This window comes from Natronorubrum tibetense GA33, from assembly GCF_000383975.1.
Taxonomy (GTDB): domain Archaea; phylum Halobacteriota; class Halobacteria; order Halobacteriales; family Natrialbaceae; genus Natronorubrum; species Natronorubrum tibetense.
Window position 1 is genome coordinate 2,061,085 of sequence record NZ_KB913017.1, and the last position, 12,977, is coordinate 2,074,061.

Genomic DNA, 12,977 nt, shown 5'->3' on the forward strand with positions numbered 1-12,977 from the left:
CGACACCACTCCGGCCCCCGTCGGGACGGGTATGTGCGCCGACGCTTCCGATGGAACGCACGTCGTCACTGCCTTTCTCAGACACCGGGGCGACGTCCTCCTCCTGTGCCGCAGCGACGCTGTCGGCACCTATCAGGGCCGATGGGGCGGCGTCTCCGGCTTCGCTGAAGGCGACCCCGACGAACAGGTTCGCGCGGAGATCCGCGAGGAGACCGGTCTCGAGCCCGGTGAATCCGTCTCGCTCGTTCGCTCGGGCCGCCCGGTCGAGTTCGCGGATCCGGTCCTCGAGCGCGAGTGGGTCGTCCACCCGTATCTGTTCGACGCCGACTCCCGGGAGATCGAACTGAGCGAGGAACACGACGCCCTCGAGTGGGTGTCACCCACGGTTGCTATCGATCCGGACGACGATCGCGAGACCGTGCCCGAACTCTGGACGGCCTACGAGCGCGTCGCACCCACGGTTCGATCGATCGCGGCCGACGACGAACACGGCGCGGCGTCCCTGTCTATCCGGGCGCTCGAGGTGGTACGCGACCGTGCGGGGTTGCTGGTGGCGGAGCGAGAGGAGTTTGGGACGGATCCCGACGGCGAGTGGGACGAACTCGCCGAACTCGCCGGTCGGCTGCTCGAGGCTCGCCCCTCGATGGCGGTCCTCCGAAACCGGGTCAATCGAGCGATGAGCGAGGCGGTGGACGCCGCATCCGACGGGGAGTCGGTTCCCGGCGCGCCGGCCGTCCTCGACTCTGCGATCGCCGGTATCGAGCGCGCGACCGCCGCCGATACCGACGCCGCGGCGGCCGCGGGCGAACTGATCGACGGCACCGTCTCGACGCTCTCGCGGTCGGGAACCGTCCTCGAGGCCCTCCGCGGGGGCGATCCGGTGCGGATATTCGTCGCCGAATCCCGGCCGGCGCGGGAGGGAATCGACGTGGCGGAGGCACTGGTCGAAGACGACGCGATCGACTGTCCCGTCACCGTTCACACCGACGCGGCCGCCGTGCACGTTTGCTCACAGGAGGGTATCGATCGGGTCGTCGTCGGTGCGGATACGGTGCTGCAGGACGGCTCCGTGGTGAACAAGACCGGAACGCGAGCGCTGGCGCTCGCGGCAGCCCACGAGGGGATTCCAGTGACTGTCGTCGCCGCGACGGACAAACTCTCGACGCGCGAGGAGGTGAACCTCGAGTCCGGCTCCCGATCCGCCGTCTATGACGGCGACGCGTCGCTCGACGTGGTGAATCCGACGTTCGACGTGACGCCCGCCGCGTGTGTTTCCGAAATCGTCACCGAACGGGGGTCGCTCGAGGCTGGCGGGGTGGAGGCCGTCGTCGAGGAGTTGCGGGGGCTCGAGGACTGGCGCGATCGGTAGGCCGAAGCGACAGACGGAAACCCCTCGAGTGTGTACTCGAAGTCGGCGGCAGTGACGATATGTTACCCCCTCCGAGCCCCTTGTGACGAGGATTTTTCCTGAGCCGCCCTTTCGAAGTTCCCAGCGACGGCACCGTCTGTGAACCGTCCTCTCAGTGGTTCCAATAGTCGACCGACTTCGTGGATCGATCGTCAGTACAGGTGAGAGACACATCACTTCGGACCGGTCGAACCACGTGCGGTGGCGTGCGCTGAGCCGTGGTGAGCGACGAGTGAACCACGGCTCGAATTCGCACGAGGGATGAGGGAGCGAGCCTGCGAGCGACCGAATCGGCTGGGGAGGACGTGGAACTCATCGCCGCCAGCGGCACGATACGCTCGCCCGCATCAAATCATCAGCAAAACAACCCGCTCACTACGCCCACCTAATGAACACCATCATCTGTCCAACGCAGACTCCAGCAATGATTCCGACGACGAGTCGTCTCTGGAAAGGTTCAACCCGCGTTCGTCCGTACCCACATCCATGCACTTCGAACTCGAGCGACTCGGCATCCACGACTCGGTCGACGCGGTGTTTCCGCCGTCGGAACTCGCGACCCACCTCGCCGACCTCCCGGTCGCCGTCGACGTGATCGGCGACGACGAAATCGCCGCCTGCGACGCGGTCGTCACCCTCGAGTATCGCGAGGCGTTCCTCGAACTCGACTGGATCCACTCCATTCAGGCGGGCGTCGACCGGTTCCCGTTCGATGACCTCGAGGCCGAAGGCGTCGTCCTCACGAACAGCACGGGGATCCACGACCGCACGGTCGGCGAGACGGTCGCGGGCTACCTGCTCGCGTTCTCCCGACGGCTCCACGACCACGTCGCCAACCAGCAGGAGCGCCGGTGGGAGCGCCCCGAGTGGGACGAAGCGTTTACGCTGCCCGGGAACACCGCCTGCGTCGTCGGCACCGGGACCCTGGGACGCGGCGTCGCGGAGACGCTCGGCGCGCTCGGCGTTCGCGTCATCGGCGTCCGTCGGTCGGGCGATCCGGTCTCCGGATTCGAGGAGATCTACGCGAACGACGACCTGCTCGAGGCCGTCGCCGACGCCGAGTTCGTGATCGCCACGGTTCCGCTGACCGACGAGACACACCACCTGTTCGACGCCGACGCGTTCGACGCCATGCGGGAGGACGCCTACTTCGTCAACGTGGCGCGCGGCCCCGTCGTGGACGAACCGGCGTTGATCGACGCCCTCGAGTCGGATTCGATCGAAGGCGCGGCGCTCGACGTTTTCGAGGCGGAACCGCTCCCCGAAGCGTCGCCGCTGTGGGAGCTGGACGAAGTGATCGTCACGCCCCACTGTGCGGCCTACACGCGGGACTATTTCCGAGACGTCGGCGAGATCGTTCGCGAGAACGTCGGGCGACTCGAGTCTGGCGACGAGGCGTTCCACAATCGCGTGGTCTGAGGATGGCTCCCGCTCGAGTGAGGATTCGCGAGGCGGAGTCGACCGATGCGGAATCGATCACCGATGTCCACGCGGCGTCGATCCGCGAACTCGGACCCGCCGCGTACGACGCCGAGCAGGTCCGAGCGTGGCTCTCGAACGTCCCGCCGGAGGGCTACCCGCTCGAGGACCCAGACCATCACGTCGTCGTGGCCGAATCCGAGGACGGGGACGACGACAGAATCGTCGGCTTCGGCCTGCTCGACTACGATCCCGACGGGAGCGACGACTCGACCGGCGAGATCGGCGCGGTCTACGTCCACCCCGCCCACGTCCGCGAGGGCGTCGGTCGCGCGATTCTCGCGGCACTCGAGTCGGCCGCGAGCGACGCGGGCCTCGAGACGCTCGTGCTCACGGCGTCGCGGAACGCGATCGACTTCTACAGGCGGCAGGGATACGAGGGAGTCGAGACGGTCTCCCTCGAGATGGAACCGGGGGTGGGACTCGAGTGTCTGCGGATGCGAACGGTGCTGCAGTCGCCGTAATTCGGTTTCAGTTCCGCCGCGGATGGAATACCCTGAAGGGACGCCGGCATCTCTCGCCGATATGGAAACGACGCGCCACTTCACCGCGACCGTCTACATCGTCAACGACGGGGCGACGGCCCTCCACGAGCACGAGCGACTCGGGATGACGATTCCGCCCGGCGGGCACGTGGATCGGGACGAACTGCCCGCCGAAGCCGGGATCCGGGAGGTTCGCGAGGAGACGGGACTCGAGGCGACGCTGCTCGACGAGCCGGATCCGATCGAGGCCCCCGCCGGACGGCCGTTACCCCCGCCGCGCCATCAGATGCTCTACGACATCAACGTCCACGACGGCCGGATCGGCCACCAGCACATCGATCTGATCTACTACGCGAACGTCTCGAGTCGCGATATCTCACCCGCAGACGGGGAGGTGGCTGCAGACGCGTGGGAGTGGTATACGCGGAATGATCTACTCGAGAGCGACCTGCCGGAGGACGTCGTCACGCTCGGGACGGAGGCGATTCGCGCCGCTGGCCCTGGGTTGTAACCCGATTCGAACTACAGTCGACGCCGCAAAGTCTGCTGGCTGGTAAGCGTCTCGAGCGACTCGAGAGCCGTCTTCCTTATACGCTGAACAGGTGCAATACCACGGCCTTCAGGCCGTGGATACGCGCCGTCACTTAGTGCCACATTCCACCGTCAAGAGCATAGTCGAGTTTCCGATCCTAACGTTCAAGTTACAAGAGTCCCCATAGGCTGGTAAGGTCAGGTGGGAACGGAGCGGATTCCGAACGATCTTCGGAGGCGGCCTGCCCGCTACCCAACGAGGCAATATCCGAAACGCTGACGCGGTGAACACGAATCCTCGAAGGGTTCGTCATTGTGCCCGTCGGTCGAGCAAGCCCGACGATAACTCCGAGTTCGTCGACGTGTCAGCGGCCCCCTGCTGGCAAAAACAACAGATGGGAGCCAAAGACACAGAGGATAGGAGTAACGGCGGTTTGGCACCGCCAGTCAGCCACCGTCACGATGGCTGGGTTAGATGTGGGCTCCCGTAAAGTGGCGGAGTCATGGTTGCGAACCTGAAACTCCCACCGCTCGGGATTCCTGCGTTAACGAGACGCGACGCGTCTCGTTCGCACACCAGAACGCGGAGCGTTCTGGGGACGTCTTCAGGCGCAGGAGGATGTCAATACGCCTTGTTTCACGGGACTGCAGGGCCCCACGAACCGTTCGCGCGGCGTTGTCACCCGACTGCAAGCGACTCCGTCGGAATCGCCCACTCCGAAAGAGCGCAGAGCGCAAAGCGCCTTGTTGCGGATTTTGTCGATGGATGACGCGCTGTCGGACAGCGACGCTGCCGTCAGTAGGACGGACCGTAGCGCGAAAGGTCGTATCGATGTTCTTTTGAGCGACGGCCGTCTTCCGTCGCACATGGCAAGTTTCACTGTCGTCGTTGGCGACCCCGACTCCGGGTCGTCCTACCAGCTCGAGGCGGAAGAACAGGATGCAAACCGGTTCATCGGCAAGTCGATCGGCGAGGAAGTCGATGGCAGCGCCGTCGGTCTCGACGGCTACACGCTCGAGATCACCGGTGGCTCGGACAACGCTGGCCGACCGCTCAACCCGGGCGTCGCCGGCGGGGACCTGCAGGAAGTCCTGATGAAGGAACGCCAGACTGGCTACAAGCCGTCGCGTGACGGCGAGCGCCGCCGCATCACGGTCCGCGGAAGCGAGGTCTCCGACGCGGTCGCACAGATCAACGCCGCAGTCGTCGAGCACGGCAGCACCGGTATCGACGACCTGCTCGGTGACGGCGACGCCGAGGACGACGAGTAATACGACCACACGACCCTTCGTTCTAGCATGGCAGACCGAATTTCGAGCGACCATCCGTCAGTGCAGACGGTCCGGTCGACGTGTACGGAGACGGCAACCGGCGTCCGTCTCGAGGTACCGGCCGACGAACGCGACGCGTTCCCGACCGACGAGGTCGTCCGGATCGTCCTCGACGGCGACGAACTGTTCGGACGGGTCGAACGGGCGTTGACGGGCGACGATCTGTCGATTCCAGCCATCTACGAGACGCCCGATCAGGCCCGTGACCCGAGCGGTGCACCGGACCAATTGATCGACTGGGCCGACGACCACGGCGTCGCGGCCGGCGGGTCCGTTCTCGTGGACGTCATCGAACCCGAGTTCCTCTACGGCCTTCGCGCGCCGGGCGAGACGCTCTACTACGATGCCCACGAACCGCCGAGCGACAGCCTGAGCGACATCGCGAAGGACCTCGAAGAGCAGTAGCAGTACCGTCGGCTACAAAAGTCACGTTCAGGCGCTGATCCAGCGTGAGTCGGAGATCGAATCCCTCTACACTTCCACCCGTATGACGCGTCCTTTTTCCACCTCGAGCGAGGACTCACCACTATGACCAACGCACGCGAGGAGTTCCTGGCCGGCGAGCGACCCGACGACGTCGCACTGTTTTTGGCCGACTCGTACGTCTCGGACGACCGCCTCGAGCAGTTCGGCGACCGAGTCGAAGACGGCGTCTTGATCGTCGTCGACGGCGAGCGCGGCCGGAGCGCATTTCAGGCGGCGACCGGCACGCAGGCGATGGAGTTCGCGAAGTCGGCAATGGATCTCGAGGGCGAGATCGACGACGAGCTCTCGAGCGGCGACTGTCCGGAGGCGACCGACGGCGAGGAGCACGCGGTCCAGTTCGTCTTCGCCTTCGCGGAGGAGCAAAACGAGGATGTCGGGGGAATCTACGCCGAGGGCGACGTGGTCCACGCCTACGCGAAGTGTACGTGCGGAACGGCGTACTCGGATCGGTGGAACGCGACCAACGCCTGATCACGACCTATCAACGAACACATTGTTTCAACCGTAAGGAACACGCTTTTGCGACCCGACCGGCTAGTCTCGAGCAATGAGTTCCTTCGAAACACCGCACAAGACCGACCGTGGCTTCGGGCTCTCGAGTCGAGAGGTGCAGGTGATCGGCGGCGCGACCGGGTTGATGGCGATCACCGTCGCGTTGATGTACGTCTTCGCGGCGACGCCGCTCGCGGTCGTCAACGACTACCTCTTTGCGGCCCCGATCGTGGGCGTGCTCGTCTACGGTGCGGCGATCATGGGCGGCGAGATCATCGCCGAACGCGGCATCAAGGGCGGCGATATGGGGATCGCCTTCGCCGGGATGGTCGTTCTGCAGTTGGCGTTTGGTGTCTTCGGAGCGGGTATCCTGTCGATGGCCCCGCAGGGAACGCAGCTCACGGTGCTGGGAATCACGGCGATCGTCACCGCGCTGATGACGGCGCTGGTGTCGGGCTACGTCTACGCTCGCTCGACGACGTTCGAACACTGGGGCAAGTTCGCGAACTACGCGTTCCTCGGGGGGCTCGGCGTGATCCTCGTCGGGACGTTCGTCCTCGATATCCTGCTTCTGGTCGGCTTCGTCCTCATCTTCCTGGGCTTCATCCTCCGGCTGGGCTACGAGATCTGGCAGGTTCGGGATCACCGTGACACGCGCGTCGCTCTCCAGACGATCGGCGTCTACATCGCCGTCGCCGGTGTGTTCGTCCACGTCCTGCAGCTCGTGATGAGGTACGTGATGTCCCAGGACTGAAATGGAGCGTTCGTGCCCGCGTTCGGTGCGATAGCTACCGAGTAACTGGGGTCCCGATTCGCGGAACCGATCGACTTACTCACTCTCCCGAGAGAGTACGCCTCGTGACGCGCTACTACGAGGACCTGACGGTCGGAGACACGTACGATACCGGGGGTTACACCGTTTCCAAGGAGGAGATCGTCGAGTTCGCCGAACAGTTCGATCCGCAGCCGTTCCACGTCGACGAGGCGGCGGCCGAGGAGTCGATGTTCGGGGAACTCGTCGCCAGCGGCCTGCACACGCTCTGCCTATCGGTTCGGTTGTTCGTCACGGACTTCGTTCAGGGCGGAGAGGGAGTCGCGAACATGGGCGGACTGGGAATGGACGACCTGCGGTGGCACGAGCCGGTCCGCCCCGGCGATACGCTCCGCGTTCGGGCCGAGGTGGTAGAGAAGACGCCCTCCGAGAGCCGGTCGGATCGCGGCTACGTCGAGTTCCACCGCACCGTACACGTCGACGGCGCGGAGGTCATGTCGATCACTTCTCACAACATCGTTCGACGAGCGGAAGCCGAGGAGTAGGCCGTTTCTACCGGCCGATTGTGGATTGCTCGTCGCCAAACTACAACGTACCGACGAACCGTCGCCTCCTCGAGTCGATTATGCGTCGTCGGCTGCCGTATCAGTCGCTCTGTCGTCCGCATCGGCAGCGTCTTCGACGACCTCCTCGAACGCGCTCAGAATGACCTGCTTCGTCACGGCCCCGCGAGTCACCCAGTGGTTCGCGTAATCCAGCATGTCGTCGTAGATATCGGGCTTGCAGCCCGCGGCCTTTGGGTGGCCGCCGCCGTTGACCTTGCCCGCAACCTCGTGACAGAGCTGGAACTCGTCGGTCCCCCGAATCGATGCCGAGCCGGCGGGTTTGACGATCACGGAGGCATCGGCGCCCTGCTCGCGCATCGCTTCGGCGACCTCGTTCTGCGAGCAGCGGCCGTAGGTGATTCCGACGGTGTAGCCGCCGATCTCGCGGAGTTCCGAGCGGGCGACGGCCTGGTCGATCAGCGCCTGTTTCTCGACGCGGCGTTCCTCGAGGAACTCGCTCACCCAGTCGGGCAGGTCGGCGCCGTACTCGCGGACGACCTCGACGTACTCTGCGGGATCGGACCAGTACGCGTAATCCGCGAGGTCGTCGCTGCGCGGATCCTCGCGCAGCCAGAGGTCGTGATCCCGCGTGACGGCCGCCAGCTCCTCGTACATCGGGTCGAAGTCGTACTCGAGCGAGCGATAGACCACGTCGGCGGAACACTCCTCGTCCGAATCGCCCACGACCAGATCGACGCCGGCGTCGCGAACCGACTGGGCGACGTCGTCGCCCCACTGGTGGTGGTCGTACCAGGCGACGCCGCTCGCGGTCTCGAGCGCCGCGTCGAGTTCGTCTTCGACGTACTCGTACCGGTCGGGCGCGAGGTCGCAGACGAAGAGATCGATCCCGTCCTCCCCGTACTCGGCGACGCGGGCCAGCGCGTCCTCGACGTCGTGCGGGCTGGCCGGGATCAGCGCGACGCTGTGGGGCGTTGGTTCGGGCTCCTCGAGGGGGGCGTCGGCCGCTTCGTCGGCATCGTCGACGGCGTCTGCAGCGGGTTCGCCGTCGGCAGTTTCGTCGGCGTCGTCGTCTTCCTCGTCCGGCTCCGGGACGTTCCGGACGTCGTCGTAGGCCTCGCGGATCAGCGCGACGCAGGCCAGACCGTCGGCGTCGGGGTCGGCGACGACGGCGACGTCGGCACCCTCGAGTGCGGCCGCCGTCTGCTCGTCTTCTAAGTCCTCCTCGAGGGTGTCAGGGAGAAAGAAGCCGGTGCCCGGAACGACCGACTTCCGGGCGATCGGGAGCTCGCCGCTATCGATGAGTTCGTCGTACATATCCGGAACTGCGCGCTGGCGGGGGAAGTGACTTCCCCTCTGTGGCGGCCACTGGCTTGCGTTGGCACGGAAACCCGAGAACCAGGTGGTTCGCGGCGGAATGGGGACCGGAAAACGGCGGGACGTCTCAGGCGCCGGTCGCCAGTCCGTCGCTGCCCGCGTCGTCGTCTTGGACCGTCTCGAGTTGGCGAACCGAGAGGACGGGAACGGGCGAGGTGCGGACGACGCGTTCGGCGACGCTGCCGAGTAGCAGCCGGTTCTCGCCGTGGCGGCCGCGGGTGCCGGTCGCGATCAGATCGGCGTCGACCTCGCGGGCGTACTCGCAGAGCTCGATTGCGGGTCGACCCTCACGGACAGCCGTGGTGATCTCTCGCTCCTCGTCCGTTCGGTCCTCGACGGTCGCGAGCGCGGCGTCCGCGGTCGTCTCGAGGGCGGTCTGAAGTTCGTCTCGAAGCTGTTGGGGTGAGGCGTCGACCTCGCTGGCGTCGACGACCGAGAGGGCGTGGACCTCCGCGTCGAAGCGACTGGCGAGATCGAGGGCGACGTCGACGGCCCGTTTGACGCTGTCGGAGCCGTCGGTGGCGATCACGACCGTATCGAACATACGCGAGGGTTACAGACGGAGTGGCTTAAACGCTCTCTCCTCGCGCGTCGCTCCGCGACGGCTCCCCAATTCGGTGCGAGTCGGCGGAACGTGGGGTGGCTTTTTGACGACGGGCCACACACCAGCGCGTATGGACGACAGCGAGCCGTTTACCGTCGACACCGTTCTCGCACCAGTCGACGGGAGCGAGGAGTCAGCCACCGCCGTCGAGTACGCCGTCGCGGTCGCCGACCGCTACGATGCCTCGGTCCACACCTTGTTCGTACTCGGCCGCGGTGTCGTGCAGGGAATGAACGCCGGCGCCGTCGACGAAGACGATGTCGCAACGGACACCCAGGGGTTTTTCGACGACGTGACGCGCATCGCGGACGAGGCTGACGTGCCGATCACGACCTCCGTCGACGACGGCTTCTCGCCGACCCGCAAGACCCGTCACCCGGGAAACGTCGTGCTCGACACCGCCGACGAAATCGACGCCGACTTCATCGTGTTGCCCAGGGAGCCAGTCGCCGACACCGCGTCGGCGGAAGTGCTCGAGCAGGTCGCCGAGTACGTATTGTCCTACGCGAGCCAGCCCGTGCTGTCGGTTTGACCCGTTTCGGGGCACCGAACGTCGTTTCGGAGCGGGCCGTACCGAAGGGTGAGCGGAGAGTCGGCTACGTGTCCGACGTGTTGAGTGGTTGCCGGCTGCTACAGTCGAATCGCCATCTCCTGTTCGAAGCTCTCGGTGCCGGTCGACTCGAAGCCGACCCGCTCGTAGAGCGCGATCGCCGGATTGTTCCAGCGCTCGACGGTTAACCACACTCGATCGATACTGACGGTGTTCGCGTGGCCGAGCAAGTGCTCGAGCAGCATCGTCCCGATCCCGGCGCGCTGGTAGGCCTGCAGGACGAAGATCGCGAGCTCCCACTCGATGTCGGCGTTGTCCTCGATCGAGGCGGGATCGTCGGTGTCGGGGACGAGCATCGCATGGCCGATCACGTCCTCGCCGTGGCGGGCGACGACGTTGACGGTCTCGTCGGCGATCGTCTCGAGCCAGTTGCGAATGCGCTCCTCGCCGGTCGGCGGGATTCCCTGCGCTCGGTCGGTGGGGTCGAACTGATCGTACATCTCGACGACATCATCGAGGGTGTCCTCGAAGTCGTCGGACGCCAGAATCTCGATCTGGCGGTCCGCTCCGTCCTCGAGCGTCGTCGGCGGTGCGGGAAACGGTCCGGCTGGCTCCTCCGGGTACGGTCGCGTGCCAGCCATCGTTATCGCACCAGTTTGACGGTCGTCGGCGCGTTCAACAGGACGAACTCGGTGATCGGTCCGAGTTGGATCTTCCCCATCGGGCTCAGGGTGCCGCCGCCGATCACCAGCTGATCGTACTCTCCCTGTTCGGCGTAGTCGACCAGCGAACTGCCGGGATCGCCCTCGAGCTGGACGATATCGGCGTCGACGCCGGCCTCCGCGACCAGCTCTCCAGCCCGTTCGGCCATCGCATCCTGTGAGCGTTTCGCTTCCGGTTTATCGACGACCGCGACGGTGAGGTCGTCGCCGACCTCGTGGGTGCGATCGACTGTCCGACGGAGTGTTTTGATCGATTCGTCGCTGCCGACGATTCCCACTAAGACGTTCATACGCATGACTGTGCACCCATGCACGAAAACCGTTGTGCCGCTGGGACTGCTCCCGAGGGTGTCGTTGGGGTGGCCGCGGGCTGTCGACCCCCGATCTCGATCGTCACGAACGAATACTCGAGTGTGAGTCAACACTGCGCGTATCGGCCGCAGACGTTGCGCATGACGACGACGTTAAGAGCGTGTGGTGAATACGATGACGGAATGAGTGATGCGGCGCTCGATGTCGTGGAGTTCCTGCTCACGACGAGCGTGTATTCGGACGACAGGACGCTAGACGAGAACGATCTCCCGCCGGCGTTCCGGCGGGTCTTCTGGACCGGGGGTGTCGAGGACGACGGCGACGGCGCTGAGGGGCGCAAACACGCCGGCATCAGCCGTCCACTTTCGGCGACCAACGCGACTGCCCGCGAGGCGACGGACGTCGACCGTCCCTGGGACGCCATCTCGGAGCTGATGTTCACCGAGCGCGACGAGTTCTCGGGAACGATCACCCTCGCCCAGGAGGAGATGGCCGAGCAGTGGTTCGCCGAGCGCGTCGACGACGAGCGACTGCGCGAGAACCCGACGCTGACGAAACACTTTACCACCCACGCGGAACACGGCGACCAGTTCGACGTGACCCACGAGGAAGCGCGGGAGGAAAACCGGCCGATTCAGGCCGACCGCGTTTGGATCGACGGACTGCTCAACGAATACTTCGACGAGGAAGACGACGAGGAGATGCTCGACCTCGTCGAGGTTCGGGCACCGGAGGAGGTCGACATGTCCCTCGACGACCTCGTGCTCACCGAGGATCAGGAGAACGAACTCAACAAGATCGCGAAGGCGATCGAACACCGCGACTATCTCGCGGATATCGGGCTTCGTGAGATCGGGAAGCTGCTGTTCGTCGGTCCGCCGGGGACCGGGAAGACGTCGACGGCGCAGGCGCTGGCCCAGGACATGGATCTCCCGTTCGTCGAGGTCAAACTCTCGATGATTACGAGCCAGTACCTCGGCGAGACGGCAAAAAACGTCGACAAGACGTTCGAGGTCGCAAAACGGCTCTCGCCGTGTATCCTCTTTATCGACGAGTTCGACTTCGTCGCCAAGACCCGCAGCAGCGACGAACACGCCGCCCTCAAACGCGCGGTCAACACGCTCCTCAAGAGCATCGACAACATCTCGCTCATCGAGGACGACGTCCTGTTGATCGGGGCGACCAACCACCCCGACCAACTGGACGACGCCGCCTGGCGGCGCTTCGACGAGATCATCAACTTCCCCAAACCCGACCACGGCATGCGGGCGGACATCCTCTCGCTCATCACCCGCACGATGGATATCGACGAGTTCGAACCCCAACTCATCGCCGAAGTCACTGAAGGGCTGACCGGCAGCGACCTTCGAATGGTGTTGCGAGAGGCCGTCCTCGAGGCCCTGACGGAAGACCGAACGACGCTGACCCAGGAGGACCTGCTCAACGCCGTCGAGGAGTTCGAGGAGCGCGATACGCTGAAGAACATGGACATGATGGGCGGCGACCACGACGCGCTCGTCGCCGGCGGGGACCTCGGGAAGGCCAGCGACGGCGGCGAGCCGAGCGGGTCAGCGGAGGGGCACGACCACAGCCACGATCATAGCGATCACGACCACGACCATAGCGATCACGATCACGACCACAGCCACTGACACAGATTACGGTCGCGGTCACTGACACAGATTACGGTCGCAGTCACTGACACAGATTACGGTCGCAGCTACTGATATCGACGAATCCGCTCGCTCGAGGCTGGGTCACACCGATCGAGTCAGCGCCCGAACAACATTGATCGGGGCCGCCAGATATCCCGTATGAGCCGCGACCACGCCGATCCGGCCCACGCCGGAGGGCTTGCGGTCGT

The 12,977-nt window shown here is 65.2% G+C and carries 15 protein-coding genes; 11 read left to right on the forward strand and 4 right to left on the reverse strand.

Going from position 1 to position 12,977, the window contains the following annotated elements; genetic code table 11:
• Positions 1 to 31: 31 nt before the first annotated feature.
• From NATTI_RS0110815 to NATTI_RS0110855, 9 genes are all read left to right on the forward strand, one after another.
• Complete coding sequence (locus NATTI_RS0110815; protein WP_006089456.1) at positions 32 to 1,369, forward strand: NUDIX domain-containing protein; 1,338 nt, start codon at positions 32 to 34, stop codon at positions 1,367 to 1,369.
• Between the two features lie 525 nt (positions 1,370 to 1,894).
• Positions 1,895 to 2,827 (forward strand): D-2-hydroxyacid dehydrogenase, encoded by a 933-nt coding sequence (gene ddh / locus NATTI_RS0110820; protein WP_006089457.1) that lies wholly within the window; start codon positions 1,895 to 1,897, stop codon positions 2,825 to 2,827.
• 2 nt (positions 2,828 to 2,829) lie between these two features.
• Positions 2,830 to 3,351, forward strand: a complete 522-nt coding sequence (locus tag NATTI_RS0110825; protein ID WP_006089458.1) for a GNAT family N-acetyltransferase — start codon at positions 2,830 to 2,832, stop codon at positions 3,349 to 3,351.
• A 61-nt stretch (positions 3,352 to 3,412) separates the two neighbouring features.
• Complete coding sequence (locus NATTI_RS0110830; protein ID WP_006089459.1) at positions 3,413 to 3,883, forward strand: NUDIX hydrolase; 471 nt, start codon at positions 3,413 to 3,415, stop codon at positions 3,881 to 3,883.
• A gap of 887 nt (positions 3,884 to 4,770) precedes the next feature.
• Complete coding sequence (locus tag NATTI_RS0110835) at positions 4,771 to 5,175, forward strand: 30S ribosomal protein S6e (RefSeq protein ID WP_006089460.1); 405 nt, start codon at positions 4,771 to 4,773, stop codon at positions 5,173 to 5,175.
• Positions 5,176 to 5,202: 27 nt separating this feature from the next.
• Complete coding sequence (locus tag NATTI_RS0110840; RefSeq protein ID WP_006089461.1) at positions 5,203 to 5,640, forward strand: DUF7112 family protein; 438 nt, start codon at positions 5,203 to 5,205, stop codon at positions 5,638 to 5,640.
• A 123-nt stretch (positions 5,641 to 5,763) separates the two neighbouring features.
• Positions 5,764 to 6,192 (forward strand): DUF5807 family protein, encoded by a 429-nt coding sequence (locus NATTI_RS0110845; RefSeq protein ID WP_006089462.1) that lies wholly within the window; start codon positions 5,764 to 5,766, stop codon positions 6,190 to 6,192.
• 76 nt (positions 6,193 to 6,268) lie between these two features.
• A complete protein-coding gene (locus NATTI_RS0110850) occupies positions 6,269 to 6,967 on the forward strand; it encodes a hypothetical protein (RefSeq protein WP_006089463.1) in 699 nt (232 codons plus the stop codon).
• 104 nt (positions 6,968 to 7,071) lie between these two features.
• Positions 7,072 to 7,530: a MaoC family dehydratase gene (locus tag NATTI_RS0110855; protein ID WP_006089464.1), complete on the forward strand. Its 459-nt coding sequence runs from the start codon at positions 7,072 to 7,074 to the stop codon at positions 7,528 to 7,530.
• Positions 7,531 to 7,608: 78 nt separating this feature from the next.
• Here the strand turns inward: NATTI_RS0110855 and NATTI_RS0110860 are convergent, their stop codons facing one another.
• Positions 7,609 to 8,865, reverse strand: coding sequence for a DHH family phosphoesterase (locus tag NATTI_RS0110860; RefSeq protein WP_006089465.1), 1,257 nt, complete (start codon positions 8,863 to 8,865; stop codon positions 7,609 to 7,611).
• 127 nt (positions 8,866 to 8,992) lie between these two features.
• Positions 8,993 to 9,469: a universal stress protein gene (locus NATTI_RS0110865; protein WP_006089466.1), complete on the reverse strand. Its 477-nt coding sequence runs from the start codon at positions 9,467 to 9,469 to the stop codon at positions 8,993 to 8,995.
• A 130-nt stretch (positions 9,470 to 9,599) separates the two neighbouring features.
• On the opposite strand from NATTI_RS0110865, the gene NATTI_RS0110870 reads away from it, so the two are divergent.
• The gene (locus NATTI_RS0110870; RefSeq protein WP_006089467.1) at positions 9,600 to 10,061 is read left to right on the forward strand and encodes a universal stress protein; all 462 of its coding nucleotides are present in this window, start codon (positions 9,600 to 9,602) and stop codon (positions 10,059 to 10,061) included.
• A gap of 98 nt (positions 10,062 to 10,159) precedes the next feature.
• On the opposite strand, the gene NATTI_RS0110875 is transcribed toward NATTI_RS0110870, so the two are convergent.
• Positions 10,160 to 10,720: a GNAT family N-acetyltransferase gene (locus NATTI_RS0110875; protein ID WP_006089468.1), complete on the reverse strand. Its 561-nt coding sequence runs from the start codon at positions 10,718 to 10,720 to the stop codon at positions 10,160 to 10,162.
• A gap of 2 nt (positions 10,721 to 10,722) precedes the next feature.
• A complete protein-coding gene (locus NATTI_RS0110880) occupies positions 10,723 to 11,091 on the reverse strand; it encodes a universal stress protein (protein ID WP_006089469.1) in 369 nt (122 codons plus the stop codon).
• A 204-nt stretch (positions 11,092 to 11,295) separates the two neighbouring features.
• On the opposite strand from NATTI_RS0110880, the gene NATTI_RS0110885 reads away from it, so the two are divergent.
• Complete coding sequence (locus NATTI_RS0110885) at positions 11,296 to 12,765, forward strand: ATP-binding protein (RefSeq protein WP_027119122.1); 1,470 nt, start codon at positions 11,296 to 11,298, stop codon at positions 12,763 to 12,765.
• Positions 12,766 to 12,977 lie beyond the last annotated feature (212 nt).